Annotated in this window: 15 protein-coding genes; 6 read left to right on the forward strand and 9 right to left on the reverse strand. The window is 46.3% G+C overall.

What is annotated here, in order from left to right:
• Nucleotides 1-95: 95 nt before the first annotated feature.
• From AAHN97_RS11770 to AAHN97_RS11790, 5 genes are all read right to left on the reverse strand, one after another.
• Nucleotides 96-857 (reverse strand): hypothetical protein, encoded by a 762-nt coding sequence (locus AAHN97_RS11770; protein ID WP_343307812.1) that lies wholly within the window; start codon nucleotides 855-857, stop codon nucleotides 96-98.
• 9 nt (nucleotides 858-866) lie between these two features.
• Nucleotides 867-1,664: a hypothetical protein gene (locus AAHN97_RS11775; protein WP_343307813.1), complete on the reverse strand. Its 798-nt coding sequence runs from the start codon at nucleotides 1,662-1,664 to the stop codon at nucleotides 867-869.
• Nucleotides 1,665-1,674: 10 nt separating this feature from the next.
• Entirely contained in the window at nucleotides 1,675-5,091 is a 3,417-nt protein-coding gene (locus tag AAHN97_RS11780) for a TonB-dependent receptor (RefSeq protein WP_343307814.1), read from the reverse strand.
• 66 nt (nucleotides 5,092-5,157) lie between these two features.
• On the reverse strand, nucleotides 5,158-6,126 hold the full coding sequence (locus AAHN97_RS11785; protein ID WP_343307815.1) for a FecR family protein: 969 nt from the start codon (nucleotides 6,124-6,126) through the stop codon (nucleotides 5,158-5,160).
• A gap of 50 nt (nucleotides 6,127-6,176) precedes the next feature.
• The gene (locus AAHN97_RS11790; RefSeq protein WP_343307816.1) at nucleotides 6,177-6,737 is read right to left on the reverse strand and encodes an RNA polymerase sigma factor; all 561 of its coding nucleotides are present in this window, start codon (nucleotides 6,735-6,737) and stop codon (nucleotides 6,177-6,179) included.
• Nucleotides 6,738-6,859: 122 nt separating this feature from the next.
• Here AAHN97_RS11790 and AAHN97_RS11795 point away from each other — a divergent pair, with 122 nt between their 5' ends.
• From AAHN97_RS11795 to AAHN97_RS11815, 5 genes are all read left to right on the forward strand, one after another.
• Nucleotides 6,860-7,423 carry a sigma-70 family RNA polymerase sigma factor gene (locus tag AAHN97_RS11795; protein WP_343307817.1) on the forward strand — a complete coding sequence of 188 codons (564 nt, stop codon included), beginning with the start codon at nucleotides 6,860-6,862 and terminating at the stop codon, nucleotides 7,421-7,423.
• 61 nt (nucleotides 7,424-7,484) lie between these two features.
• Nucleotides 7,485-8,510, forward strand: a complete 1,026-nt coding sequence (locus tag AAHN97_RS11800) for a FecR domain-containing protein (RefSeq protein WP_343307819.1) — start codon at nucleotides 7,485-7,487, stop codon at nucleotides 8,508-8,510.
• A gap of 93 nt (nucleotides 8,511-8,603) precedes the next feature.
• Nucleotides 8,604-11,756 (forward strand): SusC/RagA family TonB-linked outer membrane protein, encoded by a 3,153-nt coding sequence (locus tag AAHN97_RS11805; protein WP_343307820.1) that lies wholly within the window; start codon nucleotides 8,604-8,606, stop codon nucleotides 11,754-11,756.
• Nucleotides 11,757-11,774: 18 nt separating this feature from the next.
• Nucleotides 11,775-13,583: a RagB/SusD family nutrient uptake outer membrane protein gene (locus AAHN97_RS11810; RefSeq protein WP_343307822.1), complete on the forward strand. Its 1,809-nt coding sequence runs from the start codon at nucleotides 11,775-11,777 to the stop codon at nucleotides 13,581-13,583.
• Entirely contained in the window at nucleotides 13,583-16,234 is a 2,652-nt protein-coding gene (locus AAHN97_RS11815) for a GH116 family glycosyl-hydrolase (protein ID WP_343307823.1), read from the forward strand. The genes AAHN97_RS11810 and AAHN97_RS11815 overlap by 1 nt, the downstream gene beginning before the upstream one ends.
• A gap of 28 nt (nucleotides 16,235-16,262) precedes the next feature.
• Here AAHN97_RS11815 and AAHN97_RS11820 read toward each other — a convergent pair whose 3' ends face one another.
• From AAHN97_RS11820 to AAHN97_RS11830, 3 genes are all read right to left on the reverse strand, one after another.
• Nucleotides 16,263-17,264, reverse strand: a complete 1,002-nt coding sequence (locus tag AAHN97_RS11820) for a bestrophin family protein (RefSeq protein ID WP_343307824.1) — start codon at nucleotides 17,262-17,264, stop codon at nucleotides 16,263-16,265.
• Between the two features lie 141 nt (nucleotides 17,265-17,405).
• On the reverse strand, nucleotides 17,406-18,872 hold the full coding sequence (locus tag AAHN97_RS11825) for a family 43 glycosylhydrolase (RefSeq protein WP_343307825.1): 1,467 nt from the start codon (nucleotides 18,870-18,872) through the stop codon (nucleotides 17,406-17,408).
• Between the two features lie 19 nt (nucleotides 18,873-18,891).
• Entirely contained in the window at nucleotides 18,892-19,236 is a 345-nt protein-coding gene (locus tag AAHN97_RS11830) for a hypothetical protein (RefSeq protein WP_343307826.1), read from the reverse strand.
• Nucleotides 19,237-19,323: 87 nt separating this feature from the next.
• Here AAHN97_RS11830 and AAHN97_RS11835 point away from each other — a divergent pair, with 87 nt between their 5' ends.
• Nucleotides 19,324-20,079, forward strand: a complete 756-nt coding sequence (locus AAHN97_RS11835; RefSeq protein ID WP_343307827.1) for a hypothetical protein — start codon at nucleotides 19,324-19,326, stop codon at nucleotides 20,077-20,079.
• Between the two features lie 456 nt (nucleotides 20,080-20,535).
• On the opposite strand, the gene AAHN97_RS11840 is transcribed toward AAHN97_RS11835, so the two are convergent.
• Nucleotides 20,536-25,404 (reverse strand): PKD domain-containing protein, encoded by a 4,869-nt coding sequence (locus AAHN97_RS11840; protein ID WP_343307828.1) that lies wholly within the window; start codon nucleotides 25,402-25,404, stop codon nucleotides 20,536-20,538.
• Nucleotides 25,405-25,495 lie beyond the last annotated feature (91 nt).

Below are 25,495 nucleotides of genomic sequence, written 5' to 3' on the forward strand. Positions count from 1 at the left end.
CGGCCCGGCCCGGAAGCAGCTGAATTCCCTGGCGAGTGTTGCTTTTAAATTCTAAATAAAAATGACCAGTCATCTAACCGGCCATTTTTACTACATTAATATTCCCTTGGAATGGGAAACAACGGTACTTCCTCTGCCCCCCAGCCCTGGGGTTGCGGTAAGATAAAGTAAGGTTGTACTTTGTTCAGGTTGAATTTTTCGTATGGGAGATACCAGCTGAATGCGGTGGTCTTGCTGAGATTTTCGTCATTGTTAAAGGCCCACTGATCCAGTGTTCCGGCTTTTAAGAAATAAATAGTGCTGCTGCCCACATCATTTTTATCCATAAACCCTTCCACAGGTAAGTAATCCGTATACACCCAGGTCTGAGGGATCACATTTTGCGCCAGGTAAACCTGCTGGCCTGTATTTGGATTATACATTAGAATATCGATCGGGTCATTGCTTTCAGGATAATAGATATAAAAACCCAGTTTATTGGTGGCAGGATCTGGCTTGGGAGGTGTTACCTCTATAAGGCTGCCGTTAATGTTTATTAAAGGAAAGAAATACTCCAGCTGGCTGGTGGACAAAGGCAGCGCTTTCTGTAAGAGTTCTTTTCCGCTTACCGGATCTTTAACATGCAGGATGGCTTCTTTTTTATTTCCAAAATAGGGATATACCTTGCTGAAACCGATCCTTTTATTCTCCTGCAGTACATCTTTATCAAACACCACTGTATCCACCGCTACTTCCAGCTTCATATCGCTGATGTTATACCCGTGAATGGTAACGCTGATCGCTTTTTTTGTTTCTATTTCCTTGTTGCAGGCTACCAGCGCCAATATGGCTAATGCCTGTATATATCTTCTTATCATAAAATCAATTTAAAAGTTTATCCTCTGGTAGTTATTAATAACCGTGCTATTACCTCCGTCTCCCAGTTCTGCTATACCAACTACCTGTGGTTTAACACTATTCGGAAGAGGTAAATTGGCACCCTGGCGAAGGGTGAATCCTGCATCTTCGTAATAGCGGATATTGGTGCCTGATCTGAAGGCCCTTACATCCGGATTTATAAAATAGACTTTCCCATCTATTTCATGCCGGCCACCCTGGAAAATAGCTGCTTTCATAAATTCAGAGAATACATAAGGCTTTATAGTGATCCTTGTGAGTTCTTCTTCCTTTTCACGTACCAGCCTTCCGTTTTCTACCACATCGTAATATTTAATGTAAACAATGTCTATATCTCCTGTGTAACCGGTAACGTTAGGCAGGAACAGGTAACTCACGAGCCGGAAACCTTCCGGATTAGCAGCCGGTGCAGCTGGCTTTTCGATCAGCTTGCCGCCCACATAGATCAACTGGAGCGTTACGCTGTACTCGCCTCTCTTTACCTGTTTTTCATAAATGGACTTACCGGTTTCTTTTTCTTTAATGGTCATCTTTACACTGTCCTTTCCCGGAGGAAAGGTGTATTTATCAGTACGGTTAAAACTTTCGCCGGCTGCAATAAGGTAGTCAAATCGCAATGTGTCTATCGTTAGCTCCAGGGGGCTGCTGCTGCCATTGAAGCCACTGGTTGTAACGGCAAATGCTTCATCTTTTACAAAAAAATTGTCGTCCTTCTGGCAGGCAGACAGCAGGATCAAGGCGGTAATACATGTATATATAAATTTCATGTTGCTGGTTTTAAAATGAATAAGAAACAGAGAAACTGAAAGAACGGCCCACCCTCCTTTTAAAGGTGTCTATATCCCCGATACGGGTCTTCGTTTTTCCATCTGCAGAAGTTTCATAATATCCTTCTTCATACTTTTCAGAAAAACCAAATTTCCATTCGTAGCGCTCGGACCACTCTGTGAAACCATACACATTCTGCATATTATCCTTCTCTTTATAGGTGCTGCCGGAATTGATATAAAAACGATAAGGATTATCAAACAGGTTACTCATGTTCAGTTTCACTTTTAATGCCCGGCTTTTGAGGAAAGTATAACTGATCTGTGCATCCGTCTGGCTACGCGGGCGTTCATATTCCACATATTCCGGCTTCATACCCACTGTAAAGGTTTTATAGCCCATGTGATTGAATACCACATTCAAACTTAACCGGCTATCATTGTACAATAAACCTACATTATACAGAACGGGCACCTGGCCGTACAGCGGACGTTTTTCTTTCAGCAGTGTTTTTTTACGGTATGCATAGTTTAATTCTTCTTTATCATAACCACCTTCACCGAAGGTATTATACTCGAACCTGCTGGCCTGCACTTCTGAATTCTGCAGTGTAAGGTTACCGCTCAGATATATGTTTTGCAGCGGTTTCCATCCGGGATATAAAAAGCCGAGGCTTTTGCGAATGTCGAATTCGAAACCTTTAATTTTAGCCCAGTCTGAGTTACCCGTGATGGCATCAATCGACTGGCTTGAGTTGGTAACATCCAGGTATAATTCCACGGGGTTCTTAAAATATTTGTAGAAATACCCTATTGATATTACTTCTCCTGCAGCAGGATACCATTCCAGTTTTGTATCATAGTGATCAATAACAGTGGTTAATACGCCTATATTATGCTGAATGCGGCCGATGGTTGGATTAAGGCGGGAGAAACCGGAGTTCTCGATCAGCGAAGGCCTTACAACGGACTGCGCATAGGAAACCCGGATGTTAAGGTCCTGCAGGGGTGTGATGGTAAGGTTTGCGGAAGGAAGGTATCGCCATTTTTGCTCTTCGGTAGCAGCATTCAGGTACTTGTGTACAATCTCCCCTGTTTCAGGGTCCACGTAACGTCTTTTTGCTTCTGCCTGCTGTTCCAGCGATTGGCTGACAGTACTGGTGGCGTCCTTTATTTCTTCATATACATATGATTCAACCCTCATTCCCCATACCAGCCGTAACCATTTGCGGATACGATTGTCCACCATCCCAAAAAATGCTGTATTGGTGTTTTTCCCCTCGTAATTGTTCAGAGAAAAACTTCCGGGATAATAATAGATGTCGTTTAAAGGATCTTTAAATTCGAAAAACTTAGACCATTGATGTATAGGGATGCCACTGAAGCGGTTGGGGTTCAATGAACCAATTGGCAGAATGTCCCACTCATATTTACCATGGCGCTCCAGGTATTGGTAACCACCTTTGATCTTTTGCTCCTGGTTGCCTACTTTGAACTGATAGCTGAGTGCAGCGTCTGCCATCAGGTTATCCTCATCATACAGGTACTGTGCCCTGTTAAAAGATCCTACACCCGGATCGGTAACGCTATTGGGACCATGTGTATACACCGTGGAGTTAGCTGTTTTTACAGGTCCTAACCATGCTTCAACCGCATCGTACTCGTAATTGGCAATCTTGTTCTTCGCCAGGTTCCAGTCTATTACAAAACGTCCGAATCTGTGCTCACCGGTGAGTTTGTTCTGCAGCAGTTCTATAAACTTGGGGCTGTCGTTTTCCAGTACAGCGGGATCCTCTCCGTAGCCGATATCGTTACCCCAGCCTACGGTACGGATGAAACGGCTTTGAAATCCGCGGGAATAAAAATTCCGGGTAATGATCTTATGGTTTTTAGTCTGCCAGCCACCATTCACCAACGCTGCCCAGGTAGTATTAAAATTGTATTGTTTGCTTACAGTTTCATGGATCTCATTCCCTGTTTTGGCATCGTAAGTATTGTTTCCTTTTATCCAGTTGCCTCTTTCGAAATGGGAGATATTATCAATATTCTGTTCGTTGCGGTAGCTCACTGAGCCAACAAAACCAAGCCGGCCTTTACCCAGGTTATAGGTCCTTCCAAGACTGAACTGGTAGTTCTGCGATGGGCGGGTTTTATAAATACGCGTACCCAGGCGTTCCGTGCCGCCGATCTTTTCATTCTGCGCTGCAATCATTTCAGGTGTGATCGGCGTAAGACCTGATCCCGGAGGCGTTACATCTTCATACGGCCTGCCCGGGCTATAGCGGTCAAGCTGAAAGTAAAACAGGTCATCAGGAAAGCGATCTTTTCTTCCTCCATCATCAAATCCAAGATAATCCTGCTTTCCCCGCTTGTACCCGAGGAATTCTTTTCCGGTGCTGGCATCGTTGTATTTAGCCCCAAAGTTGATATTGGTGAAATTCTTAGTGGGGATGGTGAGCGTGTTGATCTGCACCAATCCTCCACCAAAGCCAAAGCTCATATCTGGTGTATACCCTTTTGACACCACGATATTATCTACCAGGTTGCTGGGAATAATGTCGAACTCAAAATCACGCACCTGTACATCCGTACTGGGGAGCGTAACACCATCCAGCATCGCTACATTATAACGCTCTGCAATTCCGCGGATCACTACCCGGCGGTTATCGTTGGTGCTTACTCCTGAGATCCGCTTCAGCACATCGCCTACGTTTTTATCTGGTGTGGCAGAGATCTGTTCCGCCGAAATGCCATTCGAAATTTCTGCTGTGTTCTTCTGGCGTGCGTATAAAGCGGCCACCCCTTCTTTCCTGGCGGAAGACATTACCGTAACACCAGCCAGCTGCCCTTTTTTCCTTTTGATCACTACATTCAGCTCAAAGGTTTTATTTTCATCCACCTCTACTCCGCTCACCTCTTTGGAGCCATAACCAATATTGCTCACAGTGGCGGTATAAGTTCCTTTTGGCAGGGAAATAGTGAAAGAACCGTCTATACCTGTAGTAGTTCCTGTGTTACCAATACGGATGGTAGCACCAAATACCGGTTGCCCGTTCTCTTCATCAACAATCTTTCCGCTTACCTTACCTTCTTTCACCTGCGCGGCTTGTACAGTTCCTTTTTGTACGGATACGATGCTGCCGGATTGTTTAAACTGAAGACCGGTACGTTTTGTTATCTCATTAAGTATTCCCGGTAAAGACCTGTCCGTTCCTTTAAGGCTGAACTTCTCTTCCAGTTTATCTTTTATTTCCCGGCTATTGTATGCGAACGTATAACCCGTTTGTTGTTCCAGTGAACGAAAAATGCTTTCCAATGGTTGATTGTCTGCCTGCAGGTTCACTTTCAGTCTGCCTGTGTCCTGTGCATTTAACTGCTCACATAGTAGTAACAGGCAAAATAGCATCCTGTAGATCTTTTTTTTCATACTTTTGAATTGATTTTATTTGAATGAATGCCCGGTAATGTCATTTGGCGATGCGTACCGGGTGTTTTATTTTTTCTTTGGTTGAATGAAGATGGCGCCTTCTTTCCGGGTGATTGTTAATCCGTAGATATGATGTAGGCTTTCCAGGATGTTATCAAGAGATTCCCCGGCAGCAAACTTAGCTGTGCAGTATTGGTCCTTCCCTATTACCCCGGTTACTTTCATAGGTACATTAAACCTGCGTTCCAGTGTGGCAATCACTTTTAGCAATGGGTCGTCATTGAACTGCAATACACCTTGCCGCCATCCATTATACAGGGAAGCATCCGTTCCGGTGGTTTGAAATGCCCCTGCTATCCATATAGCGCGTTGATTTTGCGTGAGGGTAATGGATTGGCCGTTTTTATTGGAAAACTGCACCTTACCAGTTGCTACCGTTACTGCAACAGGGGCCTGGTTATAAGCTTCTATATTAAAAGAAGTTCCCAGTACATGAACTGTGGCTTCCGGGGTATGCACTATGAAAGGATGGGAAGCATCTTCCCGCACTTCAAAAAAGCCTTCTCCTTCCAAATAGATCTCCCGGGAAGGGGCTTCAGCCGGCACTTTAACTAATGAGCCTGCATTGATCCAGATCTGCGTGCTATCTGGCAGTGTAATAAGTTTTCTCTGACCGTTAGGAACAGTATAAGTGAGCAGTGCAGTAGCTGTTTTTTCGGGTGCAGGATATAACCACCAGCCCAAACTGAAGATGAGCGCAACCGCTGCCGCGATGGCTGCTGCTTTTGGCCATAAATAGAAGACAGGTTGTTTGGCGGGGAGTTTCGTTTTGAAATTCTCCCAAGCATCCATGGCATAATAAGGAGAGTTTTTATCCTGCTGCTCTTCCTGTACACGGCGCAGCCAGGGGATCAATGCAGCATATGCTGCCTGTTGGCGGGTAAGCGCCTCCCATCTTAAAGATTCCTCCTGTGTGGCGGTTCCTTCCTGTATTTTAGAGATCAGGTCCCAATCCAGTTCTTTTTCCTTTGACATATAGATAAAGAGACATCAAAGGGGTCCTGCGGCTCACTCGCCTATATTAACTAAATGTTATCTCTCGAATAAAGGAGGAAAAGCACTACAGATAGTTCCTTTAACTGCAGCATGGCACGGTATACATGGTTCTTAACTGTTTTTTCTGAAATGCCCAGCCTTTGGGCAATCTCGGGGTAAGAAAGCCCTTCTATTTTATTTAGCCGGAAGATATGTCTTCTTTGCGGGGGAAGTTGATTGATATAGGCGGTCAGGTGATCCGTGCTAACAGGGGTTTCTTCCTCTGGTTCGGCATTGATCTCGTATTCTTTAGTGAGTTCCAGCGAAGCCGGCACACGGTCCTTTGCTTTCAGGAGGCGCAGGGCACGATGGCGGGTCATGGCGAACAGATATTGCCGCAGGCTTTCTTTCACTTCTATGGATTGCCGTTTTTCCCAGAAGGTCAAAAAAACATCAGCAGCCACTTCCTGCCCGTCCGCTTCACTTTTGAGTAACCTTGCCGCATAACGGCTTAAAAGGTTGTAATAACGTAAGAACACCATCTCCAGGGCTTTTTCGTCACCCTGGCGGATAGCATGCAATAAAAGTGATTCTGCGCCGGTATCCTGCATGTAGTTTGAAAATAGATCCGGGCAAAATTAGAAGGATTCCTCCTTTATCGATAATAAATTATTGTAACCTATAACCCAAATAATTTATAATTTGCCCAGGAATCTAACTATAACCTCTCACCGTGAGCAGTTACGACACGATCATTTCATTGAAAAACGGCGATGAAGTTGTATTCAAGGCTGTTTTTTTTGAACACCACCAGCGGGTGTATAATTATGTGCTGAAAAAGACCAACTCTACCTTCCTGGCTGAAGAAACCAGGCAGTTGAGTTTTCTCAAGCTATGGAACTATCGCCATACGCTGGATGAGAACATCCCCCTGCTCACCCAGCTCTTCCGGATCGTACGCACCACCATGATAGACCAGATCCGGAAAGAACAAACCAAGATCCTTTCCCTCGAAAACCTCAAAGCTGCCGCCCCCGGTGAGGATGGGTTCAACCCGGTCAGCGAACAGGTGGAAGAAAACGACCTGAAACGGTCACTGGCAGCCGTGCTCAACAAAATGCCCGTTATGCAGAAAAAGGTGTTTGAAATGAACCGTTTCCAGGGAATGAGCTACCGCGAAATATCCCTGAGCCTCTCTATTTCTGTTAAAACTGTGGAAACACATATCTCCCGGGCACTCAAATTCCTGAAGCAGCACCTCTCCTTCATTGTTTTTTTCCTGCTTTTTCAAAAATAATTTAATGCCTTGTCAGGGTACCGGGTATTATCAAACGTATACATTATAACATCCGTATTAAATGATCACACAAGCGTTACTGGAACGTTTCCTGAAAAATGAATGCACGGCGGCAGAACGGCAGCTTATACTCCGGTATATAGAAGAACATCCCGGAGCGGTTGAACAACTGCTTCCCGAACATGAATTTGAAGCGGAACACAGTGAACCGGATATCGCTCAATCCGAACATTTATACAGATCGTTACATCATACTCTCTTCCGCCGGAAAACCATCATCCGCAGGCTGAAATGGGGCGTTGCTGCTGCAGCATGCATCGCTTTGGTGATCAGCCTCTTCCTGATCGGGGCTCCCGGCAAAAAAGCCACACAATTGGCTGTTTCGGAAGAAGGGAATGGCATGCTCAAAATGCTCAACACAGGCACTGGGAAAATGATGTTCACCTTACCGGATTCATCTACTGTTGAGTTAAACCCCGGAAGTTCCGTTGAATACCGGAACCAGTTCATGTCAACCAAAAACCGTATAGTGTATTTAAAAGGAACAGGTCTTTTTAACGTCAGCCAGAATGCTTCACATCCTTTCACGGTAATGAGCGATGCACTCGCTACCACCGTGCTGGGTACTTCCTTTATCGTTACTGCAGAAGAGCAGGCGGATGTGATCAAAGTACATCTCCTTACGGGTAAAGTGGTGGTACAGTCTTCAGACAGCAGAAAAGATTATTATCTGCAGCCCGGAGACCTGCTGACCTATAACAAACACACATTCCTGGCGAGCGTCAGATCAACCACCGCTCCTGAATTTGCGGAAGCCTCCGTTACTACCGGCAGCAAAGGCAAGGCCAGCCTGAAGCCCGACTGGTACAATTTCGGAGGTCAGCCGCTCACACAGGTATTTGAACAGCTCAGCAGCTACTACGGCATTGAGATCAACTACCTGGCGTCTGAAGTAAGCAACCGCTATTTCACGGGGAAATTCTCTGATCAGGATTCTGTAGATGTAATTCTGAAAGACATTTCGCTGATGCACGACCTGAGCCTGAAAAAAGTACAAGGCGTTTACATTATGAGAAAGAAGAAATAACATCCCGTTAATTTCCATCAACCAGACAGTATTGCGTATTCCTCCACAGGAATAAGGCCTGGGGATGCTTTGCACCTAACAAACAATTCACGTATGAGAAAGAACAAATTTACCTATTCCTCATTTTTCTGCCTCCTCATCGGCCTGCTGATGCCGGTAACATTATGGGCACAAAGCGGGAAGACGGATGTGGCCGGCATTGTTAAGAATACTTTCGGCGCGCCACTCTCCAATGTTACCGTAACGGTAGCCAACTTACAAACCAATTATACTGCGGGCACGCAGACAGATAGCAATGGTGTATTCCGGTTCTCCAGCCTTCAGGCTGGTACCGACTATACCTTCACCTTTTCCAGCGTCGGATTTACACGCCAGGTAATAGAGCACAACGTGCTCAAAGGAGGTACTGTTTTCTCCCTCTCCGTTAAAATGATGGAAGCTACTTTTTCATTGAACGATGTAGTGGTGGTAGGTTACGGCAGACAGAATAAAACTTCTGCCACAGGCGCCATTTCCACGGTAAAAGGAAGTGAGATCATTAAAGCACCTGTTCCCAATATCACTGCTGCCCTCGCTGGCCGCGTTGCAGGTATCAGTGCAAGACCAAATGGTGGTGTACCCGGGCAGGACAATCCGGATATCCGTGTACGCGGTATTGCCACTACAGGCAGTAATGGTGCATTGATTGTGATCGATGGTATTATCAGGAATAATATCAACCAGGTAGATCCCAACGCCATTGAATCCGTTACCGTATTGAAAGATGCTGCTGCTGTTGCGCCTTATGGCCTCGGTGGTGCAAACGGTGTAATACTCATCACTACCAAACGCGGAAAAAGTGGAGCCCCCAGGTTATCACTCGGCAGTTATTATGGCTGGCAAAGACCAACCCAACCGCCACACATGCTGAATGCAAAGGATTACATGATTCTCAAGAACGAAGGCAATGTCAACTCCGGCCTGCAGCCTGAATTTGCAGCTGACCTGATCGCCGACTACGATAAACTTCATGCGGAAAATCCTGACCGGTATCCCAGCAGCAATGCACAAAAGGAACTGGTAAGGTTAAACACACCGCAACAGAATCATAACCTGCAGTTATCCGGTGGTAATGATAAAATACAGTATTATGCCGGGCTGAACTATTATAATCAGAAGGGTATTGCAGCACCACTGGACTATACGCGTTACAGTTACAACATTTCACTGGATGTAAACGCAACCAACACTACCAAAGTAAGCCTTTCGCTGAATGGTGCTGAAGAAACAAACCAAACGAGCCCCAATCCACAGGGTATCTCTTACATCCCCACCAAAGCCATTTATTACAGCAATGGATTGTGGGGTGAATCTGGTGGTTACTCTCCTGCAGGTGATCTGAACAGCGGTTCCTACAACAGGATCTATACCAGCACACTGCTGAGCATCCTGTCCATCGAGCAACAATTGCCTTTTATAAAAGGATTAAGCATTAAGGGTACTTTCAGCTATGACCCTACCCATTCATCAGGCAAAACATGGAGCCGCCCATCTTATTATTATCTGTACAATCCTGCCACAACACCGGCTTCGTATACAAAAACATTACTGGGCGATGGTATTACCTCTCTCAGCCAAAGCTATAACCGCGGCCAGAATTTCACCTACCAGGGTTATCTGAATTACAAGAACAGCTTCGGGAATCACAGCGTTACCGGTTTGCTGGTAGCGGAAGCACGCAATAATAAAGGCAGCAGTCTTTCTGCATCCAGGCGTGGTTTCAGTGTGAATGTAGATGAGCTTGACCTGGGTACTTCCAACCGCCTGAACTTCAACAATGGCGGATCATCCGGTACCGGCAGCCAGATTGGTTATGTGTATCGTTTGAACTATGCCTATGCCGATAAATATTTACTGGAAGCTACCGGCAGATACGATGGCCATTACTTCTTTGCACCGGGTAAACGCTGGGCTTACTTCCCTGCTTTCTCAGCAGGATGGCGGCTTTCTGAAGAACGTTTTATCAGAGACAATATCACCTGGGTAGACAATCTTAAACTCCGCGGCAGTTGGGGTAAATCCGGTAACCTTGCCGGCCAGGCTTTCCAATACCTGCCTGCGTATAACCTGTTCGGCAATGCCTATGCGTTTGGTACCGGCAACCTGGTACAAGGCTCTGCCGTTCCAAGAGAATCCAATCCCAACATTACCTGGGAAAAATCCACCAAAACAGATATCGGCCTGGAAGCTTCTCTGTGGAAGGGCAAGCTGAACTTTGAACTGGATGTGTTCCGGGAAAAGAGAACTGGCATGTTATTACCGCCTGCTATTACCGTTCCGGTGGAATATGGTTTGAGCCTTGCGCAGGAGAATGCCGGTGCAATGGAGAACAAGGGTATTGAAGTGGTATTGGGTACCACCCGTACATTAAGGAACGGCCTCCAACTGGGTGTGAATGGTAACTTCAGTTATGCCAAAAACAAACTGCTGCAGGTATTTGAAACAAATGCTACTTACAACAATCCCGAACGCAGAAGAACAGGCCGCCAGTTGAATACACCTTTCGGTTATAAAGCCCTGGGGCTTTTCACCACAGCGGAGGATGTAAATAAAGACGGCGTTATCAATGCACAGGATGGTTATACCATCACACAGTTCGGCACACTGCGCCCGGGTGATGTGAAGTATGCGGATATCAACGGCGATGGCAGAATTGATGGTAATGATGAAACAGTGGTGGGTTATCCTGTTTATCCACAGATCACTTACGGTATCAACTTCATTGCAAGCTGGAAAGGTTTTGATATGACCTTGTTCTTCCAGGGAGCAGCACTGGCCAGTCTCAACACCCAGGGTTACCAAACCGTGCCTTTCCGCATCAATAACACCAATACTTCCTACGAGTATTATAACAACCGCTGGACACCGGATAATCAGGATGCAAGGTACCCGCGTGCCTATGCCTCCAAGAATACCAACAATACCACCAATCCTTTGAATGGTGATGGTTTTGGCCCGATGTCTTCCTCCATATGGATGAAGAACACCGGCTTCCTCCGGTTAAAAACAGGCGTACTGGGTTATACCTTACCTTCTTCCCTCTCTAACAGGATCCATATGCAATCTTTGCGGTTCTATGTTTCCGGGCAGAACCTGTTCACCATCAGCGACCTGAAGTTCATGGATCCCGAAACCGGTTACTCACAACGTGAGGAAGCTTACCCGGTACAGAAGACACTCATTTTCGGCCTGAACGTTAATTTCTAATTCCTGAATTTCTCTGTTATGAATAAACATCATATCAAATCACTGCTGCTTTTCACGGCCTTGCTTTTTTCCGCTTCCTGCCAGAAGGACTTCCTGGATAATGAATCCAAAAGTGCCATCACCGGCGATACGCAGTGGAAAGATGAATCAGCTGCTGATCTTTTCCTGAATGATATTTACCAGCAGGTGAATAACCTTTGCAATACACCTGATCCGCTGGATAGCTATACGGATGATAACGATGGCGGCCCTTACTGGAAATCATGGCGCTGGCGCCAGGGTATTATAGGGCCTACTGTAGAAGGCGGCACTCCCATGAACAATGATGGTGATGCCTCCAATTATACGGATTGGGGCGCTGTATATGGAAAGATCAGACGCTGCAATACTTTCATCATGGAAGTAAATGCGCATGCTGCCAATTTCACCCCGGCATGGAAAAACAAACGCCTGGATGAAGCACGCTTTCTGAGGGCTTTCTTCTACAGTTATCTGTGGATGCATATAGGCGGCCTTCCCATTATCACCGAACCACAGAACCGCACAACCAATACACCTGAGCAATTGTACAGATCAAGGAACACCTTTGCGGAAACATTTGATTTTATTGACGCGGAGCTGGACAGTGTGGTAACACATCAATATCTCCCGGCTAAATACAGTACCGGCCATACAGATGCCGGCAGGGCTACCCTGGGTGCTGCATTGGCTTTGAAAGGATGGATAGAATTATATGCTGCGAGCCCTGCATTCAACACAGGTTCTCCTGTTGTGGGAAGCGATCCCGAACATTTTGTAAGTTTCGCCGGTGCTGATCTTACGCGGTACGCAAAAGCTGCCGCTACCAACAAAAAGTTCATCACAGAATTAGGCAATAGTGCATACACGCTTTATCCCAATCTGGCCACCTTCTGGTCAGAAGCAAATGAATACAATTCCGAAGTGATCTGGGACAGGCAAACAGTGGGTAATACCGGAGGCACCATAGGTAGTGATTTTCTCCTGTTTGGCGGGCCTGTGTTCATTCAGGGGCAATACTTCACCTGGGGCAACTACAATCCCACACAGGAGCTGGTAGATCAGTTCCGCATGGCTAACGGCCTGCCCATCAGCGATCCTGCTTCCGGCTACGATCCGCAAAAGCCTTATGTGAACAGGGAAAAACGTTTCTATGATTTCATTGTATACGATGGTGCGCCTTACAAAATGAACTGGATGACCAGTACCGATACCATTTACACACGGATAGATAAAGTAAGTCCTTCTAAAAACGAGATCGACTTCGGCTCTTCCGATGTAACCAATACCGGTTATTATTTCAAAAAGCGTATCAATCCGGACAGAAGGCCGAGTGGTAACCGTTCAGACGGTTTGAACTATGTTTTCTTCCGTTATGCTGAAGTGCTGCTGAACTATGCAGAAGCACAGAATGAAGCCGTTGGCCCGGATAATAGTGTGTACAGTGCCATCAATGAAGTGAGAAAACGTTCCAACCTTCCCACACTGGAAGTTACTTACGGCGGGCAGGTACTCACGCAACAGCAGATGCGCGATGTGGTACGCAATGAAAGAAGAGTGGAATTGTGCTTCGAGAACAAACGGTTCTACGATATCGTTCGCTGGCGCATTGCATTGGATGTTTTAAGCAAAGACTTCCACGGCATGAAGATCTCCAACACTGTACCTGCGAACAACAGCGGTGTATGGAAATACGAACCCGTAGCATTGAACCATCCGCACATATTCACACAGAAGATGTACATGAATCCTATTCCGCAGAACGTGATTGACCAGAACAGCAAAATAAAACAGAACCCGAATTATTGATGCGCTTACTTCATTTATTAGTATTAGGCCTTTTATCTTTTCCTGCATTTGCACAGAACGATAATTATGGCGCTGACAAAGCCAACAAGAGGAATATCCCCGGCAGCAACATGCTGGGTGGTAAAGAAGATTTCGAATACCTGGCACTGAAAGACCATCCCTCCCGCAGCGGTGTGCCGCTGGGAGGGATCGGCGCCGGGAATGTACAATTTGCACCTGATGGCAGGTTTGTACGCATTGGGCTGAATAATATACACCAACCTATTGCCAACAGTAAAAACTGCTTTTTTGCTTTATGGACGTCCTCTGAAAGCAGAAGGCTCGTAAGGGATAACGACAGCAGTTGGGGCATGAAAGGGCTGGAACATACTTCCTACACCGGTCTGTTTCCCCGGGCCACATTACAGGCAGCAACCGGACATGTCAAAGTGAATATCCATGCATGGTCTTCCCTGGTGCCGCATGATGTTAAAAACTCTTCTTTACCTGTTGCTTATTTTGATGTAGAGCTGGAAGCCACAGAAAACACAGAAACGGCTATCGCTTTTTCATGGGAAGATTTTATCGGTAAAGGCATCAAGGACCCCTTATCAGTTGAGGGAATGGATGGGCAGGTGCTTTCCCGTGGCGAGTTGATGAATGGGGAAGAATGGCCGGAACGCAAACCTATTGCTACTTTCTCGGAAGCTTTTAATGGCATGGGTTTCAAAGGTATCCGCCAATTTGCTGCTGCTCCTATTGTTCCCGTAAAAGCCACCTTCCAGAACTATGTACAGGAAGTAGCATTGATGGCTGTTCAAACACCGGGCACTTCCATCAGTATACTACCTGCTTATGAGCAGAACGGTTGGGAAAGTTTCGTGAAAAACGGTGCCTTCCCGGTCTATGGAAATAAGCACCAGTCATTAAGCACTCCTGGTAGTACCGCAGGCAGTGCAGTAGCTGTAAAAACATCGCTGAAGAAAGGAGAAAAGAAAACCATCCGTTTTATGCTCGTATGGTTCTTTCCTGAATTAAAGATCGATAAAGAAAATGCAGTGCCTGGTTCTTATTGGGTAGGTGGAAGCGATTACGGACGTTACTTTCACAATTACTTCTCCAATCTTTCATCATTAGCTGCCTATGCCTTAACGCATCGTAATGAACTGCTGGCGAAAACCATGGAATGGCAGCAACCTGTATTGCAATCCACCCTGCCGGACTGGTATAAGTTCAAGCTCATCAACAGCGGATATGTTATTTACACCAACATGATCCTGAACAAAAAGGGGGATGTTACCGTGAATGAAGGTGGCATGGGGGGCCTTGCCGGTACAATGGACCAGCGTATCAGCGCCCACCCTTTCTACCAGAAATTCTTTACGCAGCTGGACCGTTCCGAGATGCAGATCTTTGGTGATGCACAGGCATTTGACGGAAGTATCAATCACTTCATCGGTCATTATTATGTGGGAATGGGCACTGTGGGGGGCCGCGTACCTACTGAAAATCACTGGATGTTAGATAATACAGAAGGCTGGATCATACAGATCGTGAAGGATTATGAACAAACCGGCGACCTGCATTATCTGCGGAAATTCGCGGGCCGCATGAAGGACGGGATGAAATTCCTCAAGAGCAAAATGCCCGCAGGTGTTCCTATCCCTGTTGGCCCTACCACCTACGATGACTTTACGCATCCGCCAATCTATAGTTATGGTGCAGGTATGTATCTTTCGGCGCTGAAAGCTGCTTCCAAAGCAGCGAAGGCACTGAAGGATACCGCCTGGGCCAATGAATCTGACCAGCAGTTAAATTCGTCACGAAAAGCAGTCCTGCAAATGTTATGGAACGGCCGCTTTTTTTCTTATGGTTGCCAGGTTGATGGCACCGGGCGTCTCGATAATATCCTGTTCACCGGCCAGCTTGCCGGTTCTTTCGTAAGCCGCTATGCGGGTTGGGGAGATGTGATCCCCCTGCCCTATGTGCAGGCATCGCTGGTATCACAGTTCAAGATCTCTTTGTCCAAAACGCCGGATTACTACGCTAACAAAGTGTGGGACATGCAGCTGGGAAAAGGAATTGACCAGCGCGGCTCACAATGCTGGCCTTTCTACCTTGAAAGTTATACCGCCTACCCCGCAATCCAGGCAGGCTTTGTAGCAGATGGCATGGATATCATGAAACATATTCAGCTCGTACATCTGCGCAGAGGCCTTACCTGGAGCCAAAACCTCTGGAACCCCGGAAACATCACTTACATGACGGCACCTGTTACATGGTTCTCCACGGATGTGCTTGCTGGCGCAGGGGTGAATTTACCTGCCCGGGAAATAAGGCTGGCTCCGGTTTTCAAAGACAGCGCTGTTGCCACCTACCCATTGTATTTCCCTACATTCTGGGCTACCCTGCAAATGGACCATGTGCGCAAAACAGCTTCCCTCAAGATCATCAAAACGTTCGGGGATACTACGTTTACACTGAGCAAACTGGTGGTGGAAGCGGCGGGTACACCTGCTGATCAAAAGAAAACTTTTTCACTGCCTGCTTTCTCTATCGTAAAAGGCAGTTCGCTGGACCTGAGTAAGTGGTATACAGCGCTGAATGGTGCTGTTACTACTGAAGCTGTACTTCCCCGTGCGGATGAAGTGGAGTTCCTGCAAGTGCAATAAAAAAGGCCGATCAGATGATCGGCCTTTTTTACATTAAAACGCCATTAACGGGCGTGAGTCTTTCCGGTATATCTTTATCATCCATCATTTCCCGCAGATCAATTTCAATATTCCGGCAGATGGAACTCATTGGGATATCCGTCAATGCATTTTCAAAAGGATTCTCACTCAGGTCACCCACTGCTTCCATGGCATTAAATACCCAGTTCACTATGATACAAACCGGAAATAAAAGCCATTGTGCATGGGGCGTATGACGGGCAATTTCTGCAATTAGTCCGAATGGCAAAAGCATAATAAAGATATCCACGAACAGGCGGCTAAAAACAGCGTACTGCCTCGGGAAGGGATAATTCTTTATACGCTCGCAGCCACCCTGCTGGTTGTAGAGGTCCGTAATAACATTGGTCAGATTGGCATGTTCAATATTATCAATTACGCCCTGTTCTTTCAAGCTTTTTATATCTCTGCTTTGCAGGTGTAACAGGTGGGTAGCGGGATTCACCTTACTGAGTGCATATTCCCTTTCAGCGGCGCCGCAAAACTTATCCAATGTTTCCTGCATCAAAGCCGGATAGTCCTGGTCACCCTTATATTGTATACTGGAGATATAGCTCTGATAATACTTTTGTGTCCATACCTTATTACGCCTTAGTTGCAGCCTGAGGGCGTTACACCAGCCAATCTGCCTTAATACCATATGCCGTGCCATGGCCCGAACCTCTTCATTGGAATTATTACCGGCAAGATCAAGCACCATGGCAGCCCATACCCTGCTGGCATTGGTAATACTTCCCCATAACCTGCGGCCCTCCCACATCCTGTCGTATGATGAGTTGTTTTTAAAACCCACGTAAAAGGCAACTGCTGTGCCTATGACACCAATAGGCAAAAGGGGAATGATTGCTTCTTTAAAACCACATACCACGTACAGCACGTAGGCTATGACCATAGGCGTGACGTGTATCAGCAATTGGATGTAAGAGCGTGGCAGAACATACTGTAACTTCAGGGTCCGGTTAGTGTACATATTGAAAGGTTTAATATCCCAATGAAGATATTAATTTTCAATGATTCATAGCCTGCTCTTTGGCAGGTAAGTGTTGATGACTATTCCTGAGGTATCTTTAGCTTTCTCATGTGGCTATCGCACGAAAACTATACCAAGGCACTACTGCTGTTTATTATCAATGCTGAAGAAAGAAAACTCCGCTTTATCTTCTTCACTCCCCCTGTAATGCAATCCCGGTCGGGGGCTTCTATCCCATTGCGGCAGGAACTTAATATCAATATCTGAAGCCAGTTTAATCCATGTCGTTTTTCCTGTTTCGTAGAAAAAGCTGCAGGTCTTGTCTGGCGACATTTTTATTTTCAGCCGGACGTTAAGTGGCGGCACCCGTACGCCTTTAATAATTATTCTTTCATTCTTCTCAACCTTCCATACTTTAACACTATCCCCTTCAACACCAATTCCAATCGCAGCATTAGCATCGCCGTAAATGGTCAATCCTTTGAGTGCTTTGTTGCGGTTAACAACAGCGGTGATCATTTCAAAGTTATCTGAAGTGGGCCTTACCGTTAATGCAATGCCGCAGAGGTTATCCTTTGTTTGCTTTCCGGATAAAAGAAGGCGGCCATTCTGCAGTTTGTACGAAGGGGTAGCATGCCGGAAATCCCATTGCCAATAGCGGTCAAAACTATTTTCTTCTGTTTTGACTGCAGTATTATTTGGAAGTAATTTAAGTAAAGGCCAGCCTGTGTACTCCTGGTAGATCATTTGCGAAATAAGTGCTTCGCGACCTGTAAATACATTGCTCTTTTTATTGTAAGCATGGTGCAGGTAATACATGGTGCCGTCTTCCGAAGAAACGAAAGTTCCGTGGCCCATGCATTTCCATGCATCATTCTCACTGAGAATTGGATTGCCATTAAAGTTTTGATAAGGGCCTTTGAAGTTCGCAGAACGGGCTACGCTAACGTTATAGCTGCATCCCTGCCCGCAGCAATTACCACCTGAGTAGAACAGGTAATAGTAATTATTCATTTTCAATATGCTTTGCCCTTCCATACCAGCACGGCTGGTATCCTTCAGCAAAGTAAAAAACTCCCCTTCTGTTTTAAGTCCGTCTGCCGATAACCTGGCGCCTAACAACTCAATTGGCCTGTCGTCCAGACCATAGGCTTTAAAGGTGATGTAAAGCTGCCCGCCATCGTTAAATACGAAGGCATCGATCGCTTCCTTTCCGTGTTCAATGATTATACCGTGGTCTGTAAATCCGCGGTCCGGGTATTTTGAAGTTGCTACCCCTATGTAAGAGCGGTTATCAGACTTTCGCCTGGCCGTATAATAAATGTAATAAGTGTCTCCTATCTTATAATACTCAGGCGCCCAGAAAGAGCCGGTTGTCCATTCCGGGGCTTTATCGAAAACATAACCCGTTTGATGCCAGTCTCTGAGGTTGGATGATTTGTAAATGGGGAAATAAGGCGCCCATTCTGAAGAGGTGCCTGTTGCGTAATAAACACTATCCACCCTTATGATAGAAGGGTCGGCCAGATCACCGGCGATAATTTGTGCGTCAAGCAGGGTGCATTTTAACAGGCAGATAATAGAGAACAGGATCTTAGTCCGGTGCATGTGGTTCCTATTTACAGGTTTAAATACTATATCCCAATTCCCCCACACGGTGTTTGAACCACAGGAATGTACCAATTGCTAATACAAGAGACAGTCCAACCATCACCCAATATATTACACGCTGCCCCTGGGACATCTGGGCGGGCTTTAAAACGGCCGGCCGCATGATCAGCAGATAAAGACCAAACACTACAAAAAATGGTCCTATGCCCACTCCTTTATATGAATAGCTTATGTTATCCTGCTTCTGGGCCATGGCCTCCAGGGGACGCCAGATAAAGTAATAGATGAAACCAATGCCGCCTGCAAGGCTTAAAAGCCCGTAAAGAATGGATCTGTTCGGGCTGGGTTGCGGAGTGTTCATAGTTTAACTAATTGATTTATAATGCCAGCAATATACGCAGCTAAGTATGTAAAAACAACATTTCTGCATCTCATTATAAATGGCCTTATGCATTTCCTTTTTTTCCTCTTATCCACCTTTGGCAACTACACCCCTCCTGTGACCATCCATGTGCTGGTAGCGCTTTGCGACAACAAATACCAGGGCATTGTTCCCGTACCTGCTAAAATTGGCAACGGGCAGGACCCCGCCAATAATCTATACTGGGGATGTGGTTATGGCGTTAAAACCTTCCTGAAAAAGCAGCCTGAATGGCAGCTCACAAAGCTGATCAAACAGCCTGCACCCTATATTCATGAACGCCTTGTTTTCAAACACCGTACGCTTCAGAACGTTTACCTGGTTGCCGATGCTTATGATGGCGCCCGTATGAAAGAGACGATCACTTCCTTTTTACAGTATGCCTCAGGGCGTAATGCTTTTGATATCCAATTAGATAAAGATACCCTGCCTGCAGGCGGAAATGCCCGTTTGATCTGTTTTGTAGGGCACAATGGCCTTATGGATGCAGCCTTGCCCTCTTATCCTGAAAAGTCGGATAACCGTGCCCGTGATGTAGCCATCTTTGCCTGTGCCAGTAAGCAATACTTCTCGGCACCTATTCGCAGAACAGGTGCCAATCCCTTGATCTGGACCACACACCTGATGTCTCCGGAGGCATATACCCTGGATGCGATGATAGACAGCTGGCTGCAAAAGGAAAAGCCTGCTATTACCCATGAAAAGGTAGCCCAGGCTTATCATCAATACCAGCGTTGTGGGTTGAAGGGGGCAAGGAGGCTTTTTGCTACGGGGTATAATTGATCAGGAGTTTTTCTTTGTTATGTTATTATAGCGTTGAAAAGCCTGAGCGTAGGTATATTTAAACGAAGTTTGAGGCGCCGTGAGGGGCTAAAGTGATAAAGGTTTTTTGTTTATGCAAAGCAGAGCAATCCCGTACCAATCCCGTATCAATCCCGTATCAATCCCGTATCCATCCCGTATTAACCCGGGGTACCTGACAAAAAAACATGCTCAAATCTCCTCAAATGACACCAATTCCATCATAAACCCTCTATTCCCGCAAAACACATCAATTCCTGCAAAATCCACTTAAAAACCTCAAAAACCACCCGCTGATTTTTCCTGCTTGTATTCCCAATTTACTTTTGTTCTATCGGCACCGAATACATGTAAACCGGGAAGTCATTCTTTGTAACAAAGCGAAAGGAATTAGTTTTCGCAATAGCTCTTTGAAACGAAAACAATTTTAAATCCCCCCTACTTAATCAACGTCACCGTCCCCCTAAACAGAAAACTAGTCCCATCCTCACAAATCGTCTCAATAGCATACACATAATTCCCCATAGGCGCTATCGAACCCTTCCAGTTCCCATCCCACCCTGCACTCGCAATGTTCATCTGGAAATGCGTTTTCTCAAACACCAAACTCCCCCATCTATCATAAATGCGCAATGACGCTACTTCTTTAATCCCACGCCCTTTAGGATAGAACCATTCATTCGTCCCATCCCTGTTAGGTGTAAAGGCAGTCGGCAGGAACACCGCTCCCCTGTCACAGGTCACCATCACCACTACTTCATCCGTAGCCTTACAACCATAGCGGTTCTCCACCTCTACTTTGTACTTAGTGGACAAGTTTGGTGAGGCCAAAGGTTTAGGACAAGTAGCACAGTCCAACTGATCCGGTGGTGACCATTTCCATTTTACAATATCCGGACTCCCCTGTCCCTGCAAGGTCACAGGCATTCCCGTCATTCTTATACGATCCGGCCCCGCACTAACGAAAGGTGCCGGGTAAACACTTGCTATCAGCGATGTATCATGCGTAAAGCAACCATCAGCATCATAACCTGTTACAGTATAGGTATAGAAACCCTGCGTTTTAATAGTAGCCCGCGGATTAGGAATGTTAGCAGCATCCAGCCCCTCTCCCTTCCATACATAATGATCTGCGCCTTTTACCCACAGTGGTAATACATACCCTAAGCACATGGTAGTATCCGGCGTGGCTTGTATCCTGAATGGCTCTGCCACGCGGATACTTACGTTATCTGTATTACTGCAGCCATTAGCATCAGTAACGGCCACCTGGTAAGTAGTACTTACCCTGGGAGCCGCAACAGGATCCGGCGCTTGTGGATTGCTTAAATCCAGCGCCGGTGACCATAGATAAGTAACCCCGCCACCTGCGCTCAATGTTGTGCTTTTGCCCTGGCATATAACAGCAGAGGCCGCAGCAGCATTGATCACCGGTTTAGGTTGTATGGTTATACTATGAAGCGCCGTATCCTTGCAACCATCCTGGCTGGCAACGATAAGCTGTACTTCAGAAAGTCCCGGTTTGCTATATGCCAGCTGAGGAGGCTCCTGCACATTGCCTGTACTGCCATTACCAAAATCCCATTTCCAGGTAACATCATTCACTTTGCTCACCGCTCCGCTGAAGCTTACCGGCACATCCTGGCAAGCCTGCAATGGTGCGGTAATAATTGCTACGGGTTTGGGATAGGCGGATATCGTTTTACTCACGGTTTGCGTGCAGCCATAGGCGGTAGTAGTGGTCAGCGTAAAATTGAATGCCTGTATTTTATCCAGGAAAAAACGAGGTGTGGCAGTGGCATCATCTTCTACCTGCAGCCCTGCATCAAATGTCCATTTGTATTCCGCCTCTTCTTTCAGTTCATCAATGGAGTAACTATTGAATGTAGGCGCAAAAGTGATCCAGCCTTCGTCACATATAAATTCCGGCGTTGCGGCCAGCTTCACATCCAGCTTGTCTATAACAATAGGATCCTGCAGGAAGGCCGTACCCTTACAGCCCGCCTGATCTGAGAGGATGAGGCGCGGTTTGTAAATGCCGGGTTCTTTGAAAGTATGTTTAATGATGCTCTCGGTTGTGGTGATAACATTACCATCCGTAAAATCCCAGGCAAAATCAATAGCATTCAGGGCACTTACCTGGAACTCGATTTCTTTAGAGAGGCAACCGCCTTTGGAAGAGGTTGTGATAGTAGCATAAGGTCCTTTAACTTCTACTGCTTCCTCATATTCATCTTCAGTGCCTGCATCACCTACTACTTTCAGTTTCACTTTGTATTTCCCTGCATAGGTATAAGTATGAGAAGGATTGCTGATGGTAGCAAAACTCCCGTCACCGAAATCCCAATAGGAACTGCTGGCGTTAACGGATGTATTAGTAAAACGGGCTATCACCGGCGGGCAGCCGCTATTATTTACAAACGAAGTGCTGACCGTAAAACTTGCGCTTACACTGGATACCTTGATCTGTTTCTTAGCACTGTCTGAACAACCGTTGTTGTCCTTTACCAGCAGCTTCACGGTGTAAACGCCTTTATCAGGATAGGATTTGGAAGGACTGTTCTGTGCTGAGAAAGTATTATCTCCGAAGTCCCACTGGTAAGTAGGGTAACCACCTGTTTCACTGGTATAGTTATAGAACCATACCGTACCGCCCGGCCGTATCAGTGTAGAGCTGGGTGAAAAATCCGCATTAGGGCCGTTCACCTGGAGATAGTTGCCGACAGCAGAACTGGTACAACCATCCTGATCAGTGACGGTGAGCCTGGGATAGAAAGCGCCTGCTTTATTGTAGGTGTATTTGAAAGGAGGTGCCGTATATACTTTTGTAGGAGTGCCATCGCCAAAATCAAATGCCCAGGTTTTTATGGGCTTTCCTTTGGAAACATCTGTCTGATCCGTAAAGGTCAGTTCCGTACCGCGGCATTCCAGCACCGGCGGTGAGAGAAATTTAGCCAGGGGGCCGTGCACATCCACAACAACCCCGTTACTGGTATCCGTGCATCCCTGGAAGTTATACGCTACCATGCGGATGGTATCCTTGCCGGGTTTCAGGTTGGTAAAAGTAACCGCATCATAACCGTAGTTATACCAGTAAGCGGGCGTACCATCTGAAGAGCGCCAGGAATAACTATACGAGGAGGGATATATAGATGCGTTAATGGATAATAAGGTGGCCTTAAGTGTTTCGTTACCACAGAGCGATATTTTGTCTGTGGTAATGGTAATGGGCGATGGCGCATACACATTGATGTTCAGTGAATCAGAACTGGTACATGTTCCGTCTGTAACAGTCAGCTTTACCTTGTAGGCGCCTGTTTTGTCGTATTTATGTGTAGGATTTGTTTTTGTCGTGTAAGTATCTTCCTTTCCATCTCCCCAACTCCATTTCCAACTGGTAATGGTACCGATGGATTGGTCCTCAAAGCCGATCTCTGTGCGGTTATCACATTTAATGGGCTGCATGGCGAAACGCGGAAAAGGGTTCACGGCTTTGATATAGGCCGTTTTGATAATCGTTTCGCTGGCGCAACTGTAATTTGAAACGGTGAGGCTTACCGTATAAGTGCCGGGCTGCCTGTAGCTATGCATAGGATTCTGACCAAAGTCACCATAACCGTCACCGAAATTCCAGGTCCAGGTGTAGCCCACATCTGTAGTACCATTGAAATGCACCCAGTTATTACCACAGATCTGGGGAGCTTCCGGAGATGAAAAATCAGGCTTTGGTTTTTTATATACCCGGATATGATTAAAGGTATTCAGGCTCACTGTTCCTTTACAGCCATTGGCGGTTGTATAGCTTAGCTTTACCTGGTATGTGCCCTCCTTGTTATAGGTATGCGAAGGTTTGGCCGCAGTGGATACAGGGCTACCATCGCCAAAATCCCATTCATAAGCTACAATGGCATCTCCGGGATCCACATAGGTGCTAAAAGAAGGGGTTAAACCTTCACAGCCCTCAGAAGTACTTGCGTATGCCAGGATTGTTGGTTTCCTCACATCTATATAACGTTCTGATACGCTGGAGCAGCCGGATGCATTGCTGGCTGTAAGTTTTATGTTGAAATATCCCAGGCTGTTGTAGGTAACAGAAGGATTTTGCTGGGTGGACGATTGCCCGTTGCCGAAGGTCCAGCTCCAGCTGGTAGCGCCCTGCGATTTGTCTGTAAATTTAACAGTAGCAGGTACATCGCAGATAGCAGTCTGATCGCTCACAAAATCGGCCCTTGGCGCAGGCTTCACTTCAAGTTCTTTGATCACTGATTCACGGCAGCTGCCATAGTCCGCCGTCATGGTCACTTTTACGATACCGGTACCTGCAGGATAATAAGAAGCAGAAGTGCCATAGTAAAAACTGATGTAACCTTTGTCAACGCCCCAGGTAATATTATTTGCCTGCGGACTGGTGGCAGCGGTGAAGGTCGTGCCGGTAACATTCTCGCAAATATTGGCCGGCATCTGAAAATCCGTCTTAAAGTTGGCTACATTGATGTCTTCGGAGGTTTTGGTGGCGGTACAACCTTTATCGCTGGTAACAGTGAGTTTTACTTTGTAAACACCCTTGGCAGTATAAGTATGTGGGGCAGGACTGGCTTCCGAAGCAGTACCGCCATCGCCAAAATCCCATTGATAAGTAAGCGTACCGGGACCAGTAGTACTATTGGTGATGGTCAATGCTCCAGGAGCAGAACAAAGGAATTTATCAGACACGGTAAAATTAGGAACCAGGGACGCAGCTGCATCCACTATATTACTGATCTGCTTGGATGCCGTACAACCATTGCTATTCGTAACGGTGAGGGTAACTGTGGGCGACAAGACGTTGTTGTAAGTATGCACAGGCGCACTGCCGGAACCGGTTGTACCATCCCCGAAATCCCAGCTATAGGTAGAGATAGTACCGTTCACCGGATTGGACTTATCCGTAAAAGTAACATTGAAGGGAATACAGCCTTTGGCTGGGCTGGCAGTAAAATCCGGTTGGGGTTTTTCCCATACGGTCACAGACTTTTCTATGCTGCTGGTAGCACCGGCAGCGTTCTTCACAGTGAGTTTCACTTTGTAAGTGCCGGCAGCTGTGTAAGAAGCACTTGGGCTTTGTTGTGTAGAAGTGGAACCATTTCCCAGGTCCCATTGCCAGGAAACAGGGGTACCAGTTGAGTTATCAACGAATTTGGTGATCAGGCTTTCGCAATCGCTGGTTTTAGTGGGCGTAAATTCCGCTTTCAATTGCTGCGCATGCGCAGCAATGCTAAACAGGAAAAATACAATACAGGTACAGGCTGCTTTGGTAATTAGGGACATGAAAAACAAATTCGGCCTGAAAAGTACGCATTAATTTCAATCCCGGCAATGCAAAACCCGGCCTGGATAAGAGATCTGCCTGAACTCATTC

Origin of the sequence: Chitinophaga niabensis (assembly GCF_039545795.1) — a bacterium.
Lineage (GTDB): Bacteria > Bacteroidota > Bacteroidia > Chitinophagales > Chitinophagaceae > Chitinophaga > Chitinophaga niabensis_B.